Here is a 25,507-nt window from a genome sequence, read left to right on the forward strand (position 1 = left end):
TTAATTTATTCCGCATAATGATTATTAAGAAAAAAGAAAACTGGTTCAAAATGCTTTTTGAGTGGAAAGGTTCTGTTTTACCCCAGCTGCTTCCACGATTACTTTTACTGTTTTTATTTTCTTTTCTCATTGTCTATTCCAAATCTTTTCTGCTTGAATATAATCTTCATATCAATCCTGCCATTTTTACTCTGTTCGGAATTGCTCTTGCAATATTTCTTGGTTTTAGAAACAATGTAAGTTATGACCGCTTTTGGAAAGGCAGAAAGCTTTGGGGCGCTTTATTAAATGATACCAGATCGCTTGCCAGACAAAGCATTACGCTATTGAATACCAAAGGCGATAAATCTGAAAGCCAAAACTTTATTAATTTACTGATTGCTTTTGTTTATGCTTTAAAACATCAGTTAAGAAATACGGATTCAGCTGAAGATTTAAATCGTCTACTTCCTTCAGATTTTAAAGAACAGCTGGATGAAGTTCATTTTAAACCCATTATTATTTTAAGAGAATTAGGATTATGGGTAAAAAAAGCAAAAGAAGAAGGTAAAATTGATAGTATGGCCCAATTGGCATTCGAAGAAAATTTAAATAAACTTTCTGATATTGTGGGCGGATGCGAAAGAATTGCCAGCACCCCTATTCCATATACCTACAGCGTTTTGTTGCATAGAACGGTTTACATTTACTGTTTCATACTTCCGTTTGGTTTTGTTGAAACCTTAGGATGGATTACACCATTTGTAATCGTTTTTATTGCTTATACTTTTGTAGCATTAGAAGCCATTGCCGACGAATTGGAAGAACCTTTTGGTGTTCAGCCAAACGATCTCCCTTTAGATGCCATGTCTTTGATGATAGAAAATACACTTTTAGAATTAAACGATCAGAAGACGATTGAAAAGAAAACTTCCAAAGAATATTATATTACCTAATTTACTTCAAAAGCGATGAACAAAGTTTTATTAGTAGAAGACGATCCGAGGGTTGCTTCTTTTATTACAAGAGGGCTCGAAGAACAATTATATCAGGTAAAAAATGTAAGCAAAGGTTTTGATGCCATTAATGAAGTAATGGAAAACAGCTATGATATTATCATTCTGGATATTATGCTTTCGGATATTTCTGGTTTTGAAGTTTGTGAAGTTTTAAGGAATCGAAAAATAATAGTTCCAATTCTAATTTTAAGTGCGCTGGATACTCCGCAGGAAAAAGTTAGAGGATTAAAAGCTGGTGCCGATGATTATCTGGCAAAACCCTTTTTATTTGAAGAACTTCTGGCCCGAATAAATGCGCAGCTTCGCCGTACTGAATTTAGCACTGGTGTTTTAGATTTTCAATCTTACGCCGGAGTCAAAATTAATATGAAAGAGCAAAGCGCTACCAGGGACGGCAAGGAACTTAATCTTTCTTCTAGAGAACTAAAGCTTTTGATCTTTTTTATGAAGAACCGAGAAACAGCTTTATCTAGAATCGCCATTGCCGAAGCTGTATGGCAAATGGATCTTGATATGAGCATCAATACGGTTGATGTTTATATTAATTATCTAAGAAATAAAGTCGACAAGAATTTTTCTTTTCCACTTATTCATACTGTCAAAGGCACGGGATATATGCTAAAAAACAAGACCAATGAATCTCAAGAATAAACTTGCCATAAATTCTACACTTCTATTTGCTTTTATCCTTGGCCTTGTTCTAATTGGATCTTTTTTACTTTTTAAAAGCCACCGTAGAGATTTATATTATGAAAAACTGGAAGATAATGCCCTTATAACCGCTTTTTTCTATTTTGAGAAAGATGAAATTAAAAAAATTGATAGCATAAGCTATGAAGAAATAGAATCGAAATACAATAAAATTGCCAATCAATCTATTCGAATTTATAATGCCAAAACGAAAAAATTATATTTGCAAGATGACCTTCCCGTTAAATTGAATGATCGGGAATTGAAAGCTATCTCGCAAGATCGAATATTGCATTTTACAAGAGACCAAAGACAATTTAGCGGTTTATATTATAAAGATAATCAAGGCGATTTTATTATTGTTGTTTCTGGGATTGATGATGTTGGAAATCAGCAGTTAGAAGTGCTTGCCATAGTTTTCTTTATCTTTTACCTGGCAGGAATTGCTCTCAATTACCTTCTCGGACGTTTTTTGGCAAAACAGACTTTCAGGCCTTTTGAAGATGTTATTTCAAAAGTAAATACCATTACAACAGAAAATCTGCACTCAAGACTCGAAATGCCTGCCGCAAGCGGAAAAGATGAAATAAAAGAACTTATTACTACTTTTAATTATCTTTTGGAAAGACTGGAAAGCGGTGTTACGATTCAAAAGAATTTTCTAAAAAATGCCTCTCACGAACTAAAAACACCACTTACTTTTATCATTGGTGACATAGATGTTTCGTTACAGCATCCTAGAACCAACGAGCAATATCTCGAAGTATTAAAATCACTTCGAAAAGATACTTTTCATTTAAAATCAACTCTTGATGGATTGCTTGTTCTTTCAGGCTTAGAACTTTCAGAACCTGATCAGATGGAAATGATTAGGATAGACGAAATATTATGGAATATTCTTGAAAAGAAAGCAATCGAATATCCTGAAGTCAAAGTCGCACTCAATCTGGATGCAATTGCTAATAATGAAGATTTATTGTCTGTAAATGCCAACAGACATCTGCTTTTTATTGCTTTGTATAACATTATAGACAATGCTATTAAATTCTCTTTTCCTTTACAGGTAAACATAATCGCTTCTGAAAACCAAGGAAAACTTCTTTTAAAAATAATAGACAAAGGTTCTGGAATTGCCGAAAAAGATATCCAATCGATCTTTGATTTATTTTTTAGAAGCGATCGCACCAGACATATTCAAGGACAAGGGTTAGGGCTCTTTATTACCATGCAGATTCTTAAGCGCCATAACATTGATTTAACTGTCGATTCCGAACTGGAAAAAGGCACCATTTTTTCTCTTCTATTTCCTTGATTTTTGATCAAAAAAAACGACTGTTTTCTACATTTCAGGAAGTCTTTTTTCACAGTTCGTAACATTGGCATAATACTCTAATCTATCTCTAATCTTGTTCAAATCTAGCTCTAATGCCTTATTTTATGGCACATGAGACAAACTCCTTGATTTTAAAGAGCTAACTGTTTTTATATTCAATAACATCTTCATCATTATAAATTAACAAAGAATTGTTTTTTGATTTTACGTTAACATAAGCCTTAAATCGAATCGAAGGAAAGAGATTTTATTTGTCGTGAATAAAAACTAATAAATAACATGACAAAACTAAAACTCTTTTTTTCGGCTTTAATGCTCCTTACAGCAGGAAGTATTTTTGCCCAGATTACAACTTCATCTTTGTCTGCCAAAGTCAATGATGGAACAAATCCCGTTATCGATGCCCAAGTTACCTTAACCCATCTTCCGACCAATGCAGTTTACAGAGCTACGACAGACAAACAGGGACGTTTTAGCTTCGAAAACTTAAATGCCGGCGGTCCTTACGAATTGGAAATAAAAAGTAACGACACTAAAGATTACTCTAATGCGCAAATTTATTTAGCGTTGGGAGAAAATGATTTACCAGCAATTACAGTGGGAAAAGCAGACAATAATGTGTTGGAAGAAGTTGTTATTACAAGTTCTAAACCATCTTCTAAAAATAATGGCACAAGTATTAACGAAAAACAAGTTAATGCACTTCCTTTAATTAATCGAGGAATTCAAGATGCTACAAAATTGGTTCCGCAAAGTTCAAACAACTCTTTTGCCGGTACCAATTTCAGATACAATAACGTAACAATTGACGGTTCTATAAATAATGATGCCATTGGTTTTAGCCCATCTTTAGGAGGACAATCTGGAACTTCTGGAATGCCAGGAAGCAGTACGCGTTCAAACTCTATCAGTTTAGATGCTATACAGGATATTCAGGTTTACATTGCTCCTTATGATATTAAATTAGGAAACTTTTTAGGAGGAAGTGTGAATGCTGTTACAAGAAGCGGTACAAATACGGTTAGCGGATCTATTTACAGCTACGGAAGAAATGCAGCTCTAACAGGGCCAAACAATGCTGGTGATGGTTCAAAAATGCCAAATTCTTTTGGAGATTATCAAGTGGGCTTTAGATTAGGATTGCCAATTATAAAAGATAAATTGTTCTTCTTTACCAACATGGAATATGCTGAAAGAACAGATCCTGTTTTTTATAATGCAGGACAAACGGATGCTAATGGAAAACTAACATCTCTAGTAGACAATGCAACTGCAGAACAGATTTCACAATTTGTAAAATCAAACTACGGATTTGATCCTGGAACTTATGGTTCTTATAATAACTTCTCTAAAAGCCAGAAATTCTTCAACAAAATAGACTGGAAAATCAACGAGAAAAACGCTCTTTCTTTACGAAATAATACTGTAATTTCTCAAGCAACAAACTTAGAGCGTGACGCTGCAAACTTTAGATTTGCAAGCATGGATTTTACGCAGAAAAATCAAGCTATCAGCACTGTTTTAGAATTAAAAACACATTTCAACAGTCAATGGTCTAACTCATTTATTGCAAGTTATTCGGCGATAAAAGATTATCGTGATCCAAAATCAGATAATATCATGTTTCCTCAAACAGAAATTGGTTATAATGGAGGAACTATTTTCTTAGGAAATGATCGTGAAGCAACTGTTTTCAATATGAAACAGAATACAACTGAAATTACAGACAATCTTACTTATAAAACAGGAAACCATACCTTCTTATTTGGTACGCACAATGAATTTTATGACATCAACTATGGTTTTGTAAATGCACTTAACGGAAGAGTTTCTTATAAATCTCTTACAGATTTCTTCAACAAATTACCTACTCGTGTTCGTGGAACTTACCCATTTGACGGTTCAACCAGAGACGAAATTTTTAATGATCCGTATGCTAAGTTTAAAATAAACCTTTACAGCGTTTATGCTCAAGACGAAATAAGAATTGGAGACAAATTGAAGGTAGTTCCAGGTGTTCGTGTAGATTATACCGATTTGCCAAACAAACCTAAATTAAGCCAACAGGTACAAAACTCTCCTGAAGATCCAAATTACGGAACAAGTTATACTTATACTCCATTAAATCAGATTAAAAACAATTTCTTCAGTACAGCGTTGGTTTCTCCAAGAATTGGATTTACATACAATGTAGACGATGACAAAACATTTGTTATTAGAGGCGGATCTGGAGTATTTACAGGAAGAATTCCGTTTGCATGGTTAGGTTATGCGTATTATAATGATGGTGTAGGATACGGAAGTTATGATAAAAACAATCTTACTCCAGCTCAGGTTGCAGCTGCTGGAGATCCTTTAGCAACTGGAGGTTTAAATGGTTACCATGATGCAACTCCAAAAGTACAGGCCGATTTAATTGATAATAAATTTAAAATGCCTGCTGTTTTAAGAAACTCATTGGCTTTTGACAAAACGATTGATGGATACAAATTTACTGTTGAAGGTATTTACACAAAAGTAATTCGTGATCTAGAATTTCAACAAGTAAATAAAACCGATAATCCCTATTATTTTTCTTATGATACCAAACACGAAATGCCAATTTATGCAGCGAACATAAATCAAGCTTTCTCCAATGCATATTTGTTGTCAAACACCAATAAAGGATACCGTTACAGTATTACTGAAATGATTTCTAAAACTTACGATTTTGGTTTTAACTTTATGGTTGCCTATACTTATGGCGATTCTAGAGATATCACAAACGGAATTCGTAACTCAATGGAAAGTAACTTCCAAATGAACCAGTCTCTCACACCAAACAACCCTCAATTGGCAACTTCTAATTTTAATATTAAACACAGAATTGTTTCTAATGTAGGTTATGGAGTAAAAGTTGCGCCAAATAACACTTTATCTGCTAACGTATATTTTAATGCGCAATCTGGAAATCCGTTTTCTTGGGGATTTGTCAACTCAACAATTGCTGGAACTGGACAAGCGGCAGGTTTGGCTTACATCTTTAAAGATGCCGCAGAAGCCGCAAAATATATTGGTGTAAATTCTGCAGGAGTTCCTTCTGCAACTGCAGCACAACAAGTAGCTGATTATGAAGCTTTCATTAACGGAAATGATTATTTAAAAAGCCGTAGAGGAACATTCACTCAAAGAAATGGAGATACTACACCTTGGAACATTCAAGCCGATTTAAAATTAATGGATGAAATCCAAGTTACTAAAGTTGGAACTTTCCAAATTTCATTTAGTATGGCAAATATCGGCAACCTTATCAATAAAGATTGGGGAAGAAGTTATTTTGTTCCTAACACTTATAATTCAACAGCTAGTCTTGGTTTAACCAAATCAGGAAACTTAGGAGGAGTTGCAACAGGCGATCCAACTTACACGTTCCAAAAACCAACTTCGGCACCATATACTGTAGATCAATTAGCTTCAAGATTCCAAGGTCAGCTTGGCTTGAGATATTCGTTCTAAAAATTGTGTTTTTTTTATTTTTGATTATCTCCCCGTTTCTAATTGCTGAGACGGGGAGATTTCTCATTTTTAAGTATATTGATAGCTTTATAGAACTACAATAAGACCAATAAAAAATTCCAGAGGAGCGACATGTTTCTCTACAACCTAAATATATGTTGCTCCTCTGGAGCTTTATGCTGTAAACATTTATCTTTTGCTATAAATATTTCGCTTCTTTGAAGCTTACAAGAAAAGCTTTCTTTTGCGACAATCTTTCTTTTACAATAAAGTTTCCTCATTATTAGGATCAAAACTCCCTTTATCTGGATATTTAATGCTATCCTTTAATTCTTCTACTCGTTTTGGATCAAACTTAGGCAATTGCAATTCGTTATTTTCTTTCCACTTTTTAACTGTCTCAGAAATTTCATCTGCTTTTTCTTTCGAAAAAGGAATATCGCGTGCCATGTATAATGTTTGTGACGGATAAGCCAAAGAAGTACCGCTATTTTCTATAATATCCATCATTCGCAATAAAAGATCCTCTTGAACCTCTTGTGATGTCTCCACATTAATAGCTTCAATATAGGCTGTAATTTCGACTTTTAAAGCATCGGCTGTAATTCCAGTAAAACGAACGATTGGCGGTGTATTTAAAACCGCTGGATGCGCGTAAAGCAAAGATCTTAATTCTACTAACAGATAGCGCATCTGATCTGGAGTGGTTTCCATTCTAAAACCAAAAATCGGATTGAATATAAAACGGTCACGATGGGCAAAATTTTCTATTTTACTAGCCGAAAGCTGACCATTCGGAATTGTTACGATAGTACGGGCTGCAGTACGTAGCGTGGTGGAGCGCATTCCGATTGCTTCTACAGTTCCCTTTATATCATCAACTCGGCAATAATCACCAACACGTAACGGCTGATCTGCAATAAGGCTCACACTTCCAACAAAATTTTCTATTGTTTTTTGTGCTCCCAAAGCCAATGCAATCCCCCCAATACCCAGCGCAGCAAGTCCCGCTGTAACATCTACTCCAATAATTCCTAAGATTGCAATAATTCCGATTACGACAATTGCGGCTTTCATGGTACGGCTTAAAAATAATACCGCAGATACTGCAGAAGCCCGTCCACGACTATTCATTCTACTTCGGGTATACATGCTTACAAAATCGGTCATCCTCCAAAGCAAAATTAGAAATGCTAAAATTCCGATTGTAATTATGATAATACTAAAACGCTGGCGAACTATTATCGAAATCCCCATACGCTGTGTCGATGCCACAAATAAAATCACAGTAAGATACATTTGAACCGGCAGTGTAAAAGCATCTATAATTGCTGTTCCTTTTTCAGTATCTGCTTTTTTCCATATTTTTTGAATTAGAAAAATGAGTACAAAAACAAGAAGTCTCGACAATAAGTACGTAACCACAGCCATTACCACCACTACTCCCCAGTGGCCAATTGGAACATTTCCTAATTTTCTATCTTTCAAAAATTTGGGTAAAACCCTATCTAAAAAAGTTTTTTCTCCGCTAATATCCGCTGCAAGAATTGCTTCTATGGTTTCAGCAGAAAAAAGCCATAAAGCAGGCTGGCTGTCATCTGATTGATTTTCTAAATAAAGTGGTATGTTTATTTTATCTGTAGATATATTTCCAACCAAATCGATGCCCGTTGTCAAATTATCATCAAGACGTCCTAACTCTTTATTACTTAAAATTGATGACGGAGAGAAATTACCTCCCTGATCTAACAGCTGCTGAAAAGTCTTTGCTATTCGAATTCTTTCGGCTGTCTTACGGTACGAACGTTTACTTAGCACAAGATATTGACTTGCACGCAGATAATTTTGGTCACCGAGTGCTTTAATAAACCCATTTACAGTTCCTTGAGGTGTTCTTCTGCCAAGTGAATCATCTGGAACCTTAGCTGGCTCTTCTGTTGTCTTTGGAGCGCCTAAAAGCTGTGCTTCTGCCGAGAAGGGCTTTATCAACATCAAAATCAACAAGAAAAAAAACAATAAACGTTTTGTACCTAAAATCATATTGTATCTGCTTTGGTAATGCTTATTAAAAATAAGAAATATTGAAGAAAAACAATCATCTTTCTGTAAGAAAAGACAAAATACAAAAGTCTTAAAAATAATTAGACTTTATCATTCTTTACATTTCTATACAAAAACCTTCCTTGCATTTCCCAAGAGCAATCCTTGAGCTTTTAACAAATTCAATTAAGCCCAATGGATATAATTTCTCCGTTAAACCTACTATTTCATCATCTGTTCCTACAGCTTCCAATATGGTGTATTCTTTCTGAATATCAGCAATTTTAAGATCATTTTCCCGAAGCATAAATTCCATATTCAAATTTGAAACAAATACAGCTGTCGGAATTTTAAATAATACCAATTGTCTAAAAACAATTTCCTCATTCAAATGATAGTAACATATAAAAACTTCAATAATTTTCTCTATCTGTGCTACCAGATTAATGACTTGATCCAGTGTTTCATTTACTACAATTGTATGTCTGTACATATTCTCTATTTCGCAAATAGACATATTAAGACTCAAAATCTGTATTTGTTTTCTTAAAAACATACTGGATAATTTGGTGATCAATCGTATCTGATCTTCAGAGTAGATAGTTAGAGTAAATTCGCTTTTCATTTTTAAATTTTTATTTGTACTTCTTTTTTGAATGGGTTACTGAGAAATAAAAAAGCCTTCCAAATTTGACTGAGAAAGGCTTTTATGAATAGACAATAGAATCCTAACTCGTCATGGATAACGAATAATGATAATTGAAATAACAATGCTATTCTGAATTGATTTTTTCATAACTGCTGTAAACAAAAAAACCTCCCGTTTTAGGGGAGGTTCTAAATAAAATATTTTGATTTATTTGTATAACATCCCTTCACCACTATCTAATGATAATCGCGATAATAATAAAAGTGATGTTAATTATGTTTTTCATTTGCTTGGTCTGATGTGCAAATATAAAGTTATTTTTTAATCTGTAAATATTATTTTATTATCTTTTAAGGTACTAACACAGCTCTACCTTTTATTTTACCTTGTCGCATTCTTTCGTATACTTCGTTGGCATCGTCCAGTTTATGTTTTTCAATTTCAATATGAATTTTCTTTTGTCTAGCAAGACCCACCACTTCCATCAGTTCTGTTCTTGATCCCCAATACGGATTAGTCATACTCACTCCAAATGGCAAAACATTCATACTGTACTGATAATGTCCAGCACCAAGACCTACAATGGTAAGATCTCCATCAAGACTTACCACTTTTGTCCCTAAATCTATGGTAGAAGTTGCTCCAACAAAATCAATAACCACTTTTGCTTTCTTAATTCCTGTAATTTTCTGGATTTGTTCGGCCGCATCAGCATCTTTAGAATTAATTGTAAAAGCTGCTCCTAATTCTTTTGCAAAAGCCAATTTTTCTTCGGTAACATCGCAAGCAATAATTTCGGCTCCGCTTATTTCTCTTAATATCTGTAACGCAACGTGACCTAGTCCTCCAACTCCAATTACCACAACATATTCGTCGGCCATTAATTTAGGAAGTGAACGTTTTATAGCAGAATAAGGCGTAAGCGCCGCATCAGTTAACGGAGCTGCAATAACAGGATCTAAATCAAATATAGGCACTAAAAGTCTAGAAGATGGTACTAGCATATATTCGGACATTCCGCCGTCTAATCCTAATCCGCCGCCATACGCTTGCTCAGATTGATGATCACAATAATTTTCTTTTGACTGCTGACAGGGTTTGCAATGACCACAACCCCACGGACCATAAACTAAAACGGCATCGCCTTTTTTATATCCTTCTACATTTTCGCCAATTTCTTCGATCCATCCAGCATTTTCGTGTCCTAGAGTAAAAACGGTTCCAACAACAGTTCCCTCGTCTATAATATGCAGGTCTGAGTGGCAAACACCTGCACCTCCAATTTTTAATAAAACTTCATCACCTTTAGGAACTGGTTTTTCAAGATCATTAACAACACGGACATCTTTGTGTCCAAAAAAACGTACTGCTTTCATAAAATAAACTTTTGATTACTATTCTACTAATTTACGACTTGTATTTCCTAAGTAGTTTAGTAAACAAGTTAAGTTTATCCTAATTTATTGCTTATAATGGGCTTTAAGAGAAAATGTCCATATTTTAGAACAAGGCATTTCAGATTAATAATGGCATAAAAAAAGAGAGCGTATGCTCTCTTTTAAGTTATATTTTGCTGTTTCTTTTTAATAATAAACAGATAATAATATTTTAGAATTTGAACTTTCTATATATTTTGAAAGTCTATTTAAAAATTCTTGATTAACCATTGGACAGCCGTGGCTATTGATGATATAGTATTCTTTTTCATCAGATGGAACTTCTTTGTAAGAATGCAATACAATTGCACGCTTCATAGCATTATTATTGGTTTCATCTAATCCAGCAAGTCTAAAAGCTTTACCAAATACACCTTTATATGGTTTTTCTACTGAATATCTTCCTAGTGAAGTGCAGTTAGATTCTGGAGAATTACTAAATTGTAAAATATCTCCTTTTATTCCGGTTTCAGAACCTTTTCCATGGGCTACTAAGCCTTGGTCAAGAATTTGATTGTTTTCGAGATCGTAAACAAAAAAACGATTTCTTCCTGATTTGATTTTCATATCAACAAGAAAAGCAATTTTATTGCTATACTTGTGATTTGACGCTGTAAAAGACTTGATCTCATTTACATGCTCATTGAGCCTTGCAAATTCGACTTCGTTTAAAATTTCATCTTCGTCCCACATACTTACTGAGGTAAACGAACTTAAGGAAAATAGCAGTGCCAATAAAAATACTCTCATATCCGGCAAATGTTAAGTTAATAGTTATGACTTGGGGTCATTGTTAATTTTCAGTTGCAAAATTATACACAAATCTTATACAATTCCCATATCATAAGTTAAAGATATTATAAATATCTGAAAACAACAACTTTATATGTTAATTTTCGATTAAAATACCTGATTTAATGTTGAAACGCCACATCTAGTGTTAATATTATTTCTTTCTGGCATTTATTTTTTTCTTTTTTAATAATAGTCAAAAAATAATTGCTGCCAAGTGAAAAAACTCACTTGACAAAAATTATCGAAAATGTAAAGGAAATAAGTAAATTAAACTTATTTGCCCGCTTTTAATTCAACCATTTCATCAAAGTATCCATAATCAAATCTTGATCGTTTTCGGTAAAATCCTTTACTCTTGTAGAGTGGCTTCCCTGTGGAAGTACCATTTTAAGAGCATCAACTCCAGGTTGAGGAGTTGGCGAACAAGAAAACCAAGTATCATAACCTCCGTAGATATATAAAATACGATCTCCTCTATTTTCAACATATTTACGTACTTTTTTTATGTATTTCGGATTGTATTTAATGACAACATCTTTAGGCGCAAATCGGGCATTAGAACTGCTTTTTACTATTGTAAGCAAATCAGCAACAGGCTCAAAATCAAATCCGTAATAACCTAACTCGCTTAAATGCTGATAGTAAGAAGGCAAATAGGCAAAAAACATTTTATCATTATAAGTTCTTACCCCCACAATCTTATTCAAGTAATCAAATAGATCTTTTGCAGAGGCATTTACTGATGGAATTTCTTCGCACTTTCCTCCCCACTGCCAAAATGAAAACGGAAATTCTAAAACGGCATATTCTAAAGCTTCTTCCAAAGGAACTTCCGTAAATTGCATTTTTTTCTCTGTAGCATATTCTTGAAAAACTGCTAAAACCACTTCTCTATTTTTTAAAACAGCTCTCTGAAATGTCGTTATCTTGTCTCTGCATTCTAATGTTCCAACTGTTCTCGTATGCTGTATTGTTCTTGGATCTTCGCAAGTATTAATTAAGGGCGCGACATAAGGCATTGCAACATCTACATCATTTGGATATTTAGATTTATAAATCAGGGCTGTTTCTCCGCCTTTACTTATTCCGGTCGAAATCCATTTCCTAGAATATATCTTTTTTAATTTAGTTACAATATCATGGTAATCTTCAATTGCCTGATCGTTAGCTAAATATTGCCATTGAATCGGATTAGGTCTTGATTTTCCGTAAAAACGATACTCAACCGCAACTTGATTGGCTTGCAACAAACTGCTTACTTCGCTTTTTATGTTTTCAGTATTATAGCCATGCGTTTCTATTACAGTTGGCCTATCAAAACCAAGATGAGAAAGATAAATATAATGCTGAAATGTGCCTTTTTCTGGATGTTTGTGATCTAAAGGTTCTTCTAAAACAAGCTGATAAGTTTCGGTATAGTTCTCTAAATTTTCAATTCGAGTTATGATAGCTTTAGGAAATAATTCATTCAGCCTTTGTTGCAGATTTGAGGGCGCTTCTTTGAGTTCTTGTGCAGCTGCTGCAAAGCAATTCAAACAAAAAAAGAGCAATGCTGTGATAAAAGTTTTTCGATTCATTTTAACCTTGTTATTTTGAGTTTTTAAAAGTAAGTGCCATACGAAGTATAAACTGATACTATATTACCTCAGAAATATAATATTTTATCTAGTTTGCATCAACATAGGACAAAATCGAAATAATACTTTTAATTTTATTGAAAAATTGAACTTTGCTAGAGTTTAGCCCATTTAAAATAATAACTAAAAAATAAAAAAATGACAATTGGAGTTGGCGGATCAACTATAGATATCGAATTAGGGAAAATACAAAATATGACACTTGATGTCGTACCCATTGCTTTATCGGAGTACAAACAGCGTGTAAAAAAAGCTGCTGTTTTAATGAAAGAACATAATTGCAAAGCATTGTATGTGAATGCTGGAACTAATCTGTATTATTTTACGGGAACAAAATGGAATGCTTCTGAACGTATGGTTGGCGCAATAATTTTTGAAGATGAAACTATTGAATATATTGTTCCGAAATTTGAAGAAGGCACTTTCAAAACTTTTATGAAAGTGGAAGGAAATCTAAACTTCTGGGAAGAACATGAAAGTCCGTACGAGTTGTTTGGAAATATCCTAAAAAGTAAAAACATCATTGATGGCCATATTGCGCTAGACGAATCAGCTTCTTTTTTTCTAATAGATGGAGTTTCAAAAGCAAATTCGAACTTTAGTTTTGTAAATGCACAGCCCATAACAGCAGGTTGCAGAATGCATAAATCGGCTAATGAAATTGCTATTATTCAAAAAGCAAAAAACATTACAATGACCGTTCAAAAAGCAGCGGCGAGTATTTTATATCCAGGAATTGAAGTAAGCACTGTTGTAGATTTTATACACAAAGCACATATTAAGGCTGGCATTGCATCTGGCTCTTATTTCTGTATTGTCCTATTTGGAGAAGATTCGCAATATCCGCATGGTGTTACTGCTCCTCAAAATTTAGTGGACAATGATGTTGTATTGATTGATACTGGATGTCGATTAGAAGGTTATTTGTCTGACATTACTAGAACTTATGTTTATGGAACTCCAAATGAGGAACACAGAAAAATCTGGAACCTAGAAAAAGCAACTCAAAAAGCAGCCTTTGATGCGGCACAAATTGGAGCTACATGTGGTTCTGTAGATGATGCCGCGCGAAAAGTATTAACACAAGCGGGATTAAGCGGTGATTATGAAATTCCGGGGTTACCACATCGCGTTGGACATGGAACGGGATTAGATATTCATGAATATCCTTATTTGGTAAGAGGCAATCAAACCGTTTTAAAAGAAGGAATGGTGGTTAGTAACGAACCTATGATTTGTATGCCTGGACAATTTGGCATTCGTCATGAAGATCATTTTTATATGACTGCTGATGGTCCTAAATGGTTTACCGAACCAATGCAGAGCATTGATAACCCTTTTGGTTTATAGGTTTAAAGCACTATTGAATTTAAAATTTAGAAAAGAGCTGTCTATTTGAAGATGGCTTTTTTTTATAGATATGTCGCTCCTCTGGAGCTTTTTTAACCTTTGAGAATTGGATTTTTTATAAATACAACTCTCTTCCAGAGCTGTAATACTAGTTTGAAAATCCCGTAGGGATGATATATTTACAGCAATATATTATGTACCCAAAAGAGAAAACTCAGGAGGAGCGAAATAGTTGATCAATTATAAACAGAAAAAAAGGGCTGTCTTTTTTGCAGACAGCCCTTTTCATTTAACTAAATCAACTTATTATTCAACCAATAATTTTTTCTTCTCTATAAAATTTCCATCCGTTGCTACCACAATGTAAATTCCTTTGTTTAAATATTTAAGAGAATATACAGTTGTATGATGTAGCGTATCTACCAACATACCCACACTGTTGTAGATTGATATTCTAACTTTGTTTGTATCTAAATTTTCAAAATTAAAATTCACAACATCTTTAGCGGGATTTGGATACATGGTAAAAGATTTTGCATTATCAGATGCTGACAAACCTAAACTTCCAGATTGTAAATCTATTGTATGAGGGATGCTCCAATCGCTAGAAGTCGTTCCGTTTTTTGCTCTAACTCTAAATTCATATACGGTTTTAGTTCCTTGCTTCGGAATCCATAAATAATAAGTGGTAGAAGTTCCAGCAGTTACCCATCCAGATGGAGAATTCAATTGGACCTCATAAGAGGTTGCCTCAGGAAATGTTGCCCACGAAGCATAAAATCCAGACGAGTAAACTCCTGCATTTGAAATATTTATTGGTGTTGGCAAAGTCGCTGGATTTGTTGTTTGTGCCCCTGCTAGAATTGGCTCATTGGGTTTGGTATTGTAAGCAAAATCCAAAACGGTATAACCCACTCCACCCGCTTCTACTTTTACCTGCATCCATCCGTAACAAGTACGTCCTCTACTAGTATATTCAAAACCAATGTATCCTGTTCTATTATCCCATGCTGTGTACGTAGAAGTTCGTAAATCTAATTGATTAGGATAGTTTCCTGGAGTAGCAAAATTACTGGAGGCTCCAATAGAAGTGCCTTGTGATAAAAAGGATATATTTCTGGTTCCAGATGCGGCCACTAGTCTTTTTCCATACGTTTCCATTTTTAAAGCTGCCCCTGCATATTGCCACGCACCATACTCTGTATTGTCTCCAATACCCAAGTCGAAATATTGCCAAGTCGATGCTGCATTGGCTGTATAATCGGGATTATTTACATAAACGACTCCATAAGGCGAATCGAACTTCAAATTAATGGTTTTCGAAGCCATATCCAGAGTGCCAACACCTCCTGTAATGGCTGCATCTTTAAAAGTAATGACAACAGTAGCATCATCTGCCACATTATGCGCGGTGGCTTTTCCTGTAAAAGTAACAACCGTTTTTTTATTACTCTCTAGTGTCAAAATCGCGGTTAAACCAGTTGGAACTCCTGTAATTGTATAATCTGTTCCTGCTGTAAAAGTTCCGCTGCTTTTTGTAAAAGTTCCATTATTGGTAGCTAATGAAATTGCCGTATTTGTTGTAATACTTCCATCATTTATTTCGGCTTCATATAAAGTATCGACAGATAAAACGGTAGCTGTTTTATCGCTCATTCCTGTATAAATTGGAGTATTTGGTTTGGTATTATAAGCATATTCCAAAATAGTATAACCATCGCCATCTGCATTCACTTTTACTTTAAACCATCCATAACAGGTAAGACCGTCAATTAAATAATCAAATCCTACATAAGCTGTTTTTCCATCCCATACTGTGTAACTGGACGTTCGCAAATCAAGCTGATTTGGATATGCGCTGGGAGCGGTCATGTTGCTAGTTGGCCCAATGGCTGTGTTTGAATTTAACAGTGAAATATTTCTAGTGCCTGGCTCACAAACCAGTCTTTTTGCGTAAGTTTCCATTTTTAAAGCATTTGCAGCATAACGCCAACCTCCGAAAGCAGGATCATCTCCTTTAGCAATTTCAAAGTATTTCCACGTTAATGCTGACGAAACCGTCACATCAGGCATATCTACAAAAAAGATTCCGTATGGGTCTGAAAATTTAAAATTGAAAAATAAAGAAGTACAAGACAAATCGGCTGTTCCTCCTGTAAAAGCTGCGGGTAAAAAATTAATTCCACCTGACGCATTATTACTTAAGGCATGATTCGTTGCTTTTCCAGCTAAAGTAACTGTGATTTGATTGTTGGAGTTTACAGTAAGTACTGGCGTAATTCCAGCTGGAAAAGTATGCGTGAAATGGGTTCCTGCCACTAAAGTTCCAGAAGATACAGCAAATGTTTTGCCTCCGTTTAATTTTATGATGGAAGAAGTATCAAAAGAACCATCGTTTATAATCGCTTCTTTGAATGTTACTGCTGAAGCAACCAGAGCACTTCCTGTAGAATTAACACCAGTATCAATTAGATTTTGCGGCTGCCATAAAGATTTTCGAGCTGGATGCTCTAAGGCTGCCAACATTCTATCAATCTGACCCTGTGTGTACATTTTATAACAGCCTTGCGCGCCATTATAGCCCATGTAGTTCTCAAAATTTACCTTATCTCCACTACAATTTGTTCCTGGTGTGCATCCTAAAGTGTGATTTCCATCTTCTGCCGGAGTATCTGCAACTTCGTCTGTTCCAGCACATCCTCCTTCAAAAGTATGAATCAGGTTAAGGAAGTGACCAAATTCGTGCGTTAAGGTCGCAGAGAATTCTTTACTATACGAGTTATCATATAAATAAGCTCCATTAAAAACGACACGAGCAGTATTATTTGCCGTCATATCTGAACTTGGATACCAAGCAACTCCAGAATTATTGGTAGCTCCGTCGTTGTACAAATCATTCTGAATATAAACATTCATATACTTGGTATTATCCCAAGCATCGGCAGCAATTTGATCGTCATATCCGCCACCATTTCCAAATCCGTTTTTGGTTGGATGGAATATAACTCCGGTTGTACAACCACCATTTGGATCTTTTTTAGCCAACTTAAATTCAATATTCATCGTTCCGCGTCGAGGCTGAAAAAAGGATTCAACAGTTTGATAGTCTGCATTACGTCCATTAAAATCATCATTGAGCTGCGCGAGATGGTTTACAATTTTTTCGTAAGTAACCGTTTTTCCTCCCTGTACATCTCCATAAACATGAAATACTACTGGAATTGTGTAGGTTGTAATTGTTGTTTTTGAAGTTTTAGATTTGCGTTGTGCTGCAAAATTTTTACTAAAAACATCAAAGTTCTTTTTCTCTTGTAATGCATTTGGATTATTCCGATACACTTTAGCATTTTCTTCGCTTGTTCTACAGGGCAAAACTTGAGCTCTAACTTTCAATCCACTGAAAATCAGAAAGCAGATTAGTAATTTTAATTTCATTTGTTTAGGTTTTTTAATTAGTATATATCAAAATTACCTTACATGCTTCTACCTTTCTGATAGTATTTTACTCAGAATTAATACATAATTATCATATTTTTAACTTTGAAAAATAAATTTCAAATCTTAATATTCCAATATTTTATAATGCATAAAAAAAGGAGAATTTCAAATGAATGAAATTCTCCTTTTCTATAAATGCACTATTTTCTATTTTGCTCCTGGCGGACAATTTTTTTCTATGTATCGAATAAAAGTATCGGTTAAATGTTTCACTGTTCCTTCCCCTTCAGAAATATCATGGGAACGATTTGGGTAAATCATTAGATCGAACATTTTATCATATTTAACTAATTCATTAATTAAAACCTCAGCATTTTTATAATGCACGTTATCGTCACCTGTTCCATGAATATACAATAAATTTCCTTTTAGATTTTTTGCATGAGTAACAGGCGAAGCTTTTCTGTAATTCGCTTCATTTTCTTCTGGCAATCCCATGTAACGTTCTGTGTAAATGTTGTCATAAAAATGTTGGTCTGTTACTGCTGCAATCGCGATTCCGGTTTTGTATATATCTGGATACTGAAACATTAAATTTAAAGTTACAGCACCACCGCCACTCCATCCGTGAATTGCTACACGATCAGAATCAATAAAATTCCATTTTAAAACTTCCTTGGCAGCCATTGCCTGATCGCGAGTATTGATGATTCCGATATTTTTATAAATAGATTTTCTCCATTCTGTTCCTTTCATTACAGGAGTCCCTCTATTATCCATCGCAATTCCGATGTATCCTTTTGGAATTAATCTCGCAATAAAATAATCAAAATAAGGCTCATCGTTTGCTACTGAAGCCATCGGTTCTCCATATACATAAAAGAACACAGGGTATTTTTTTGAAGGATCAAAATCTAGTGGTTTTGCCATAATTCCGTCAATATCGATACCATCGCTTGTTTTTACTTTAAATTTTTCTAACGAAAAATTAAGTTTAGGACTGGCAAAAACATCTGCTTCTTTCGGAAATATTTTTTTATGTCCTGAAAGCGCCACTAATCTTGTATTGTGATTTCTCTTGATGTTTGAGTTAGTATGTTTTGCATAGGATGCATCTGTCGAAAAAACGTAAGTATTTGTACCTTCAAAAACATCAGGAGTTACTCTTTTTGTTTTCTTTGAACTCAAATTTGTTTCATATAAATAGCGCTGTGTAGCATCTGTAGGACTTGCAATAAAATATATTGTTTTTGTCTTTTCATTGTAAGCTTTAAAATAAGCATCAAAATTAGTTTTAGTCACCAATTCTTTTGATTTTCCGTCAAGGCTTATTTTATAAATATGCATCCATCCGTCTGCATCAGAACTCCATAAAAAAGCTTTTCCATTGTCTACAAACTGGCACGGAAAAGTATCGTATTCTCCCGCAGAAATATCAAAAACATCGATCCACGAAGCAGACTCTTCTTTGTAAATAACTCTCGCAGATCCCGATTTTGTATTGCAATCATACATGGTAACTTGGTTCTGATTTCGGTTTAACTGAATAACCATAACAGACTCATTGCTAATCCATTTCATACGAACTAAATAATTATTATCAGGTTCTCCTGGAATGTTTAGCCAATTGGTTTGTACTGAATCAATATTTACAATTCCGATTTTTACCGAAGATGGTTTCTCTCCTGCCTTTGGATATTCAACAGGAACAATAACGGGATAAAGCGAATCGGTATTATTGATCATGAAATGAAATTTGGTAGAAGTTGCATCTACTCTCCAAAAAGCAATACTTTTTCCGTCTGGGCTCCATCTGAATCCGTCACGGGCAGCCAACTCTTCTTCATAAACCCAATCAAAAGTTCCGTTGATGATTTTATCTGTACCGTCTGTTGTTAAAGGAGTAATTTTTCCTGTATTTACATTTTCGACGTAAATATTATGCTTGGAAACATAGGCAACATTCTCATTATCGCTTGAAAATTTAGCAAACATTAATGAAGATGCATCAAGGTTTTTACCTAATTGTTTTCCTTTTCCTGTAGTCAAATCAAAAAACCAATAATCGCCTTTGGTGTTTTCTCTCCATACTTTTTTTGAATTCGTATAGACCAAAACTTTTGTTTTTGAGTCATTCCAAACTAACTTTTCGATTTCTCCTGTAAATCCTGCCGCTGTTAATTGCGATTTAGACAAAATTGTGATTTGCTTATCTAGTTTATCAACATCATAAACCACTACGCTATCGTCTTTGTTTACCCAAAACGAATGAGAATTTGGCAGCCAATTTAGATTGTTAATATCAATATCCTGCTGTGCGAAAACAGATGTACATACAAGCAGAAGAAACAATAGACACTTTTTCATCTTATTTTTTATTTTTAATTAAATTTTCAATTTCTGCAATTTCAATCGGCAGGGCTTCACTCAAATTAATGTTTCCATTTTCTGTTATCAGATAATCATTTTCTAAACGACAGCCTATTCCTTCTTCTCTAATATAAATTCCAGGTTCGCAAGTTAGCACCATTCCTTTTTCAAAAGGTCTAGAATACAATCCCACATCATGAACATCCAAACCTAAATGATGTGCCGTTCCATGCATAAAATATTTCCTGTAAGCAGGTTTCTCTGGGTTCTGAGCTTTAATCTCGTCTTCTGTAATCAAACCTAACTTTACCAATTCGGTTTCAATTAATTTTGCCATTTGAAGTTCGTAGTCTTTAGACAAAACTCCTGGCTTCAATAATTTTGAACCTTCTTTCAAACAATGCAAAACCGATTCGTACACCTCTTTTTGTCTCGCACTAAAAGTTCCGTTAACCGGAATGCATCTTGTTGTATCTGAATTATAATTGCCATAACAGCTTCCAAAATCAAGCAGCACCATCTCGTTTTCTTTACAAACATCATCATTGGAATTATAGTGAAGTGAGCAGGCATTTTTACCAGATGCTATAATGGATTTAAATGCTTGTCTTGTTCCGCCATTTTTAACGGTAGCGTACAACAATTCCGCTTCCAATTCATATTCTTTTATATTGGGGCGGATTGCACCTAAAACTCTATGAAAACCTTCAACGCTTAATGCCGTTGCTTTTTTAATTAAATCAATTTCTTCGTTTGATTTAATTGGACGTAATTCGCGCGTTATTTTTGACACACGCTCGTATTGATGCAATGGATATTTTTCCTTACACCATTTTATCATACGATCTTGTCTGGTTTCCATTTCAGAAGTTACCCTTTTGATATGCTCGTTGTGACCTAAATAAAAAATATCGGCCTCAAAAGCAAAAAGCTGTAAAGTCTTTTCAAATTCATGAATCCATTTGATATTCTGTATTCCGGAAATAGCCATAGCTTGTTCTTTGGTTAAAAAATTACCATCCCAAATTAGCGTATGTTCATTTGCTTCTTTTGCAAAAAGAATAGCCCTGTTTTCTTCTTTAAAAGCATCTGGATAAAGCACCAAAATGGTTTCATCCTGATCAATTCCAGACAAATAAAACAAATCATTATTTTGTGAAAAGCCCATAACATCATCTGCGTTATTTGGCATTACGTCGTTTGAAGTTAGAATAGCCAAACTATTCGGCTTCATTTTTTCGGTAAATCTATTTCTGTTTTCTACAAACAAAGAAACCGGAATTGCATTGTATCTCATATTTTATATTTGGAATCGATCAATAGCCACAGAAGCAGGTTTACCCGAAATAATCTCTGTCACGATTTTTCCTGTCGCCGGTGCCAGACTTAATCCCATCATGGCATGTCCTGTTGCTAAGGTCAAATTTACGATTTTTTTATCTCTGGCAATAATCGGCATACCGGTTGGTGTGCATGGTCGAAATCCAAACCACGTATCTTCTGTTTTAGGCATTTCCACTTTCATATCAGGATAAAAATCATTAATGCTATTTATAATTCCTTGAAGCCTGTTTGCGTTTATTTTAGTGTCTTTTGTATGTGTAATTTCCATAGTTCCCCCAAACCTTATATCATTAGCCATTGGAGTTACGGCTACTTTTCCTTCACATAAAATAGACGGAATACTAGGTTTTTGACTTTTATCTTTTAAAGTAAAACTGTAGCCTTTTCCAGATAAAATAGAAATAGAAATATTTAGTTTTTTAGCCAAAAAAGGACTCCATGATCCAGATGCCAAAACCACTTCGTCAGCTTTAAAAAGCCCTTTATCGGTTACAATTTTTTCTATTTTATTTCCTTCTAAAAGAAAATCTTTAACGCTGGTTTGCGAATAAATTTCGACTTTTAAACGCTCTAATTCTTCTTTAATGAAAGCCATAAATTTTTGTGGATACAAATGTGCATCACTTTTATAATGAACTCCACCAATAACATTTGTATGGGTTCCTTTTTCTAAAAGTGCTACTTCTGCTTTTGACAGATAATCTACTTCAAGTCCCAAACGTTCTGCTTCTTTACCTTCATGATGCATTTCTTCTGCCACTTTATCACTTTTATAAAGCATCAAAAGTCCTTTTTCTTCATAAAAAAAAGAATTATTCTCTTTGGCAAAATCCTGATACAATTCTTTACTTAACAAAGAAAGATCTCGTAAAGCAGGCATTGCTTTTTCAACATGACTCAAATTGGCATGTTTATAAAACTGCATTCCCCAGTTTATTAAATCTCTGCTTAAACGCGGCTTTACATAAAACGGACTACGGCTGTCAAACATCCATTTTATTCCTTGTGCAATCATGCCTGGCTGTGCAAGAGGGATTATATGTGAAGGCACAATCATGCCTGCGTTTCCGTACGAACAGCCATTGTTCCTATCAGATTCATCAAACACACTCACCTCGTAACCTTCCTTTGCAAGATAATAGGCAGAACATAAGCCAATAATTCCACCGCCAATAACAGCAACTTTTTTCATAAATTTTACTTCTTTTTTTTGAAACTACTACTAATTGATCTTCTTAAATAACTTGAAATCCAAAAGCATAAGGATCATCGCTTTCATCAATTACAATAGTATTGTATCCGTATACTTTTGCCCAGCCTTGTATGCTTGGAACAATAGCAGGAATATCTCCTATAGAAGTTTCTTCCACCACTTTTCCAATAAACTTACTTCCAATATAACTTTCGTGAATAAATTCTTCGCCTTTTTTCAGTTTTCCTTTAGCATGCAATTGTGCCATTCGGGCTGAGGTACCTGTTCCGCATGGTGAACGGTCAATTGCTTTATCGCCATAAAAAACAGCATTTCTGCCAGACGAAGCCGAATCTATAGGAGTTCCTGTCCATAATAGATGTGATACATCTCGAATAGTATTATTTTCTGGATGAATGAAATAATCCGGATATTTTTCATTAATCTTTTTACGAAGTTCCTGACTATACTGAATAATTTTGCTTGCCGTAAAATTCTGAACACCAGAAAAATTCTTTTGCGGATCGATGATAGCATAATAATTTCCTCCATAAGCGACATCAAAAACAATCTCGCCCAATTCTTCACAATAAATGATAAGTCCTTCTGCAGCCAGATACGATTTTACGTTGGTCAAACGTACCCAATCTACTTTTTTCCCTGTCTGCTGGTATTCGATATGCACTAAACCTGCAGGGGCTTCCATTTTGATAATGCCTGGTGTTTTTGGTGTAACTAAGCCTTCTTCTACAGCAATTGTAATAGTTCCGATTGTTCCGTGTCCGCACATGGGCAAACAGCCCGAAGTTTCTATAAACAAAATTCCTACATCGTTTTTAGGATCACTTGGCGGATATAAAATGCTGCCACTCATCATATCATGTCCTCTTGGTTCAAACATTAATCCCTTACGGATCCAGTCATATTCTTTTAAAAAATGCTGCCGTTTTTCACTCATTGAATCACCTTGTAGATTTGGCCCTCCCCCGGCCACAACCCGAACTGGATTCCCGCACGTATGAGCATCTACGCAAAAAAAAGTTTTCTTTACCATTTTATATTTGAGATAGTGTTAGTTTATTATTTACTGTACGAACAATTTGCAATGGATTTTCATTTTGCAATTCAGCAGGCAGCAATTCATTTGGCCAATTCTGATAACTTAATGGTCTAACCCATCTGTAAACTGCGTGTATACCTACGGCAGTATAACGTGAATCTGATGATGCAGGATAAGGTCCGCCGTGAATCATCGAAGCGCAAACTTCGACTCCCGTAGGCACGCCATTAAAAATCAAGCGTCCCACACGATTTTGTAGAGCAGAAATGATCTCTTTATGAATTTCTATTTCGTTCTCTTCACTTATGATTGTTCCTGTTAGCTGTCCTTCTAGTTTAGAGATCACTTCTATTAGTTCAGCCTCATTTTCGCATTCAATTAAAATAGAAAATGGTCCAAACACTTCGCTATGTAATATTTTATTCTCTAAGAATTCTTTTCCGTCAACCTTTAAAACTGTAGGAGTACCATGATTTAAAATTGTTTCTCCTTTAAACTCAGCAATTTTCGAGACTCCGTTCTGTTCTTTAATTTTTGCAATTCCACTATTGAAATCAGCATAAATAGAAGGATGCAACATACAGCTAGGCTGAATTTTTTCGATTGCTTGGTTAAGATTTTCTTCAAACCTATTCAATTCTTCTCCTTTTAAAGCTAATAATAATCCTGGATTTGTACAAAATTGTCCTGCTCCTAAAGTAATGGAGCCCGCATAAGCTGTCGCCCATTTTTGACTGTTTTCTTTCAATGCTTGAGGCAAAAGCACCACAGGATTAATGCTTCCCATTTCGGCAAATACTGGAATTGGTTCTGGACGTTGAGCGGCTAAATCGCATAAGGCACGACCTCCTTTAATGCTTCCCGTAAAACCTACTCCTTTTACCAACGGATGCTTGACCAAACTTGTTCCAAGCGTTCTACCGTCTCCTACAAGATTAGAAAAAACACCTTCTGGCATGTTCGTTTCCTCAGCTGCTTTTATAATAGCTGATGCAACCATTTCGCCTGTTCCTATATGCATGGAATGGCTTTTTACTATAACCGGACAGCCCGAAGCTAAAGCCGAAACTGTGTCTCCACCACTTGTAGAAAATGCAAAAGGAAAATTGCTTGATCCAAAAACCACTATTGGTCCTAGAGGAACTAACATTTTGCGCAGATCTTCTTTTGGTGAAGGCTGTCTATCCTCTATTGCAGTATCAATTGTTGCCTGAACCCAACTTCCTTCAGTAAGCATTTCGGCAAAAGCTCGCAACTGACCAATCATTCGTCCTCGTTCTCCTTCTGCTCTACCTTTCGGATAGCCTGATTCAATGCAGTATTGCTCTAGGAGAACATCTCCTAAAGCTAAAATTTCATCGGCAATTGTATTTAAAAATTTAGCTTTTTCAAGACCTGATTTTTTTTTATAACTCGTAAATGCTTTATTGGCCAAACTAACCGCTTCCTCAATTTCATCATCAGTTGCCTCTATAAAAACCCAAGGATTTTCTTTATTCAATAACGGATTGAACGTTTTTAAGACTTTTGAACCACTGGCCTTAAGCTGGCTTCCTATATAATTTTTTCCTGTAATCATGTTTTTATCTAATAAATGAATATTTTCCAGTTGCAGTATTCGGTCGCAGTCTCAGTAAAAATCACCCCTAAGATTATGACTGAGACTGGCGCTGGGACCGA

General features: G+C 34.9%; 16 protein-coding genes. 5 read left to right on the top strand and 11 right to left on the bottom strand.

Annotated elements, in window-relative coordinates; all coding sequences use genetic code 11:
* Window positions 1–17: 17 nt before the first annotated feature.
* From M0M44_RS18465 to M0M44_RS18480, 4 genes are all read left to right on the top strand, one after another.
* Window positions 18–935 carry a bestrophin family protein gene (locus tag M0M44_RS18465; protein ID WP_248727008.1) on the top strand — a complete coding sequence of 306 codons (918 nt, stop codon included), beginning with the start codon at window positions 18–20 and terminating at the stop codon, window positions 933–935.
* A gap of 15 nt (window positions 936–950) precedes the next feature.
* Complete coding sequence (locus M0M44_RS18470) at window positions 951–1,649, top strand: response regulator transcription factor (RefSeq protein ID WP_248727009.1); 699 nt, start codon at window positions 951–953, stop codon at window positions 1,647–1,649.
* Window positions 1,633–3,000 (top strand): HAMP domain-containing sensor histidine kinase, encoded by a 1,368-nt coding sequence (locus M0M44_RS18475; protein WP_248727010.1) that lies wholly within the window; start codon window positions 1,633–1,635, stop codon window positions 2,998–3,000. Before M0M44_RS18470 ends, M0M44_RS18475 begins: the two co-directional genes overlap by 17 nt.
* 300 nt (window positions 3,001–3,300) lie before the next feature.
* Entirely contained in the window at window positions 3,301–6,516 is a 3,216-nt protein-coding gene (locus M0M44_RS18480) for a TonB-dependent receptor (RefSeq protein ID WP_248727011.1), read from the top strand.
* Window positions 6,517–6,777: 261 nt separating this feature from the next.
* On the opposite strand, the gene M0M44_RS18485 is transcribed toward M0M44_RS18480, so the two are convergent.
* From M0M44_RS18485 to M0M44_RS18505, 5 genes are all read right to left on the bottom strand, one after another.
* Complete coding sequence (locus M0M44_RS18485) at window positions 6,778–8,556, bottom strand: mechanosensitive ion channel family protein (protein WP_248727012.1); 1,779 nt, start codon at window positions 8,554–8,556, stop codon at window positions 6,778–6,780.
* A 118-nt stretch (window positions 8,557–8,674) separates the two neighbouring features.
* A complete protein-coding gene (locus M0M44_RS18490) occupies window positions 8,675–9,181 on the bottom strand; it encodes an acetolactate synthase small subunit (protein ID WP_248727013.1) in 507 nt (168 codons plus the stop codon).
* Between the two features lie 374 nt (window positions 9,182–9,555).
* Window positions 9,556–10,581 (bottom strand): NAD(P)-dependent alcohol dehydrogenase, encoded by a 1,026-nt coding sequence (locus M0M44_RS18495; RefSeq protein ID WP_248727014.1) that lies wholly within the window; start codon window positions 10,579–10,581, stop codon window positions 9,556–9,558.
* 207 nt (window positions 10,582–10,788) lie between these two features.
* Complete coding sequence (locus M0M44_RS18500) at window positions 10,789–11,391, bottom strand: murein L,D-transpeptidase catalytic domain-containing protein (RefSeq protein ID WP_248727015.1); 603 nt, start codon at window positions 11,389–11,391, stop codon at window positions 10,789–10,791.
* Window positions 11,392–11,723: 332 nt separating this feature from the next.
* Window positions 11,724–13,013, bottom strand: coding sequence for a S28 family serine protease (locus M0M44_RS18505; protein WP_248727016.1), 1,290 nt, complete (start codon window positions 13,011–13,013; stop codon window positions 11,724–11,726).
* A 198-nt stretch (window positions 13,014–13,211) separates the two neighbouring features.
* On the opposite strand from M0M44_RS18505, the gene M0M44_RS18510 reads away from it, so the two are divergent.
* Window positions 13,212–14,423 carry a M24 family metallopeptidase gene (locus M0M44_RS18510; protein ID WP_248727017.1) on the top strand — a complete coding sequence of 404 codons (1,212 nt, stop codon included), beginning with the start codon at window positions 13,212–13,214 and terminating at the stop codon, window positions 14,421–14,423.
* 306 nt (window positions 14,424–14,729) lie between these two features.
* On the opposite strand, the gene M0M44_RS18515 is transcribed toward M0M44_RS18510, so the two are convergent.
* The 6 genes from M0M44_RS18515 to M0M44_RS18540 form a co-directional block, all read right to left on the bottom strand.
* Window positions 14,730–17,858: a M43 family zinc metalloprotease gene (locus tag M0M44_RS18515; RefSeq protein ID WP_248727018.1), complete on the bottom strand. Its 3,129-nt coding sequence runs from the start codon at window positions 17,856–17,858 to the stop codon at window positions 14,730–14,732.
* Window positions 17,859–18,068: 210 nt separating this feature from the next.
* A complete protein-coding gene (locus M0M44_RS18520; RefSeq protein WP_248727019.1) occupies window positions 18,069–20,228 on the bottom strand; it encodes a S9 family peptidase in 2,160 nt (719 codons plus the stop codon).
* A gap of 1 nt (window position 20,229) precedes the next feature.
* Window positions 20,230–21,528, bottom strand: a complete 1,299-nt coding sequence (locus tag M0M44_RS18525; protein WP_248727020.1) for an aminopeptidase P family protein — start codon at window positions 21,526–21,528, stop codon at window positions 20,230–20,232.
* 3 nt (window positions 21,529–21,531) lie between these two features.
* A complete protein-coding gene (locus M0M44_RS18530) occupies window positions 21,532–22,767 on the bottom strand; it encodes an NAD(P)/FAD-dependent oxidoreductase (protein ID WP_248727021.1) in 1,236 nt (411 codons plus the stop codon).
* 43 nt (window positions 22,768–22,810) lie between these two features.
* A complete protein-coding gene (locus M0M44_RS18535; protein ID WP_248727022.1) occupies window positions 22,811–23,821 on the bottom strand; it encodes a 4-hydroxyproline epimerase in 1,011 nt (336 codons plus the stop codon).
* A 1-nt stretch (window position 23,822) separates the two neighbouring features.
* Window positions 23,823–25,406, bottom strand: a complete 1,584-nt coding sequence (locus tag M0M44_RS18540; RefSeq protein ID WP_248727023.1) for an aldehyde dehydrogenase (NADP(+)) — start codon at window positions 25,404–25,406, stop codon at window positions 23,823–23,825.
* Between the last annotated feature and the right edge of the window lie 101 nt (window positions 25,407–25,507).

The sequence above is a fragment of the Flavobacterium humidisoli genome (genome assembly GCF_023272795.1).
Taxonomy (GTDB): domain Bacteria; phylum Bacteroidota; class Bacteroidia; order Flavobacteriales; family Flavobacteriaceae; genus Flavobacterium; species Flavobacterium humidisoli.

Coding starts and splice junctions, on each gene's coding strand:
- M0M44_RS18465 (WP_248727008.1), top strand. CDS start 18: ATGATTATTAAGAAAAAAGAAAACTGGTTCAAAATGCTTTTTGAGTGG.
- M0M44_RS18470 (WP_248727009.1), top strand. CDS start 951: ATGAACAAAGTTTTATTAGTAGAAGACGATCCGAGGGTTGCTTCTTTT.
- M0M44_RS18475 (WP_248727010.1), top strand. CDS start 1,633: ATGAATCTCAAGAATAAACTTGCCATAAATTCTACACTTCTATTTGCT.
- M0M44_RS18480 (WP_248727011.1), top strand. CDS start 3,301: ATGACAAAACTAAAACTCTTTTTTTCGGCTTTAATGCTCCTTACAGCA.
- M0M44_RS18485 (WP_248727012.1), bottom strand. CDS start 8,556: ATGATTTTAGGTACAAAACGTTTATTGTTTTTTTTCTTGTTGATTTTG.
- M0M44_RS18490 (WP_248727013.1), bottom strand. CDS start 9,181: ATGAAAAGCGAATTTACTCTAACTATCTACTCTGAAGATCAGATACGA.
- M0M44_RS18495 (WP_248727014.1), bottom strand. CDS start 10,581: ATGAAAGCAGTACGTTTTTTTGGACACAAAGATGTCCGTGTTGTTAAT.
- M0M44_RS18500 (WP_248727015.1), bottom strand. CDS start 11,391: ATGAGAGTATTTTTATTGGCACTGCTATTTTCCTTAAGTTCGTTTACC.
- M0M44_RS18505 (WP_248727016.1), bottom strand. CDS start 13,013: ATGAATCGAAAAACTTTTATCACAGCATTGCTCTTTTTTTGTTTGAAT.
- M0M44_RS18510 (WP_248727017.1), top strand. CDS start 13,212: ATGACAATTGGAGTTGGCGGATCAACTATAGATATCGAATTAGGGAAA.
- M0M44_RS18515 (WP_248727018.1), bottom strand. CDS start 17,858: ATGAAATTAAAATTACTAATCTGCTTTCTGATTTTCAGTGGATTGAAA.
- M0M44_RS18520 (WP_248727019.1), bottom strand. CDS start 20,228: ATGAAAAAGTGTCTATTGTTTCTTCTGCTTGTATGTACATCTGTTTTC.
- M0M44_RS18525 (WP_248727020.1), bottom strand. CDS start 21,528: ATGAGATACAATGCAATTCCGGTTTCTTTGTTTGTAGAAAACAGAAAT.
- M0M44_RS18530 (WP_248727021.1), bottom strand. CDS start 22,767: ATGAAAAAAGTTGCTGTTATTGGCGGTGGAATTATTGGCTTATGTTCT.
- M0M44_RS18535 (WP_248727022.1), bottom strand. CDS start 23,821: ATGGTAAAGAAAACTTTTTTTTGCGTAGATGCTCATACGTGCGGGAAT.
- M0M44_RS18540 (WP_248727023.1), bottom strand. CDS start 25,406: ATGATTACAGGAAAAAATTATATAGGAAGCCAGCTTAAGGCCAGTGGT.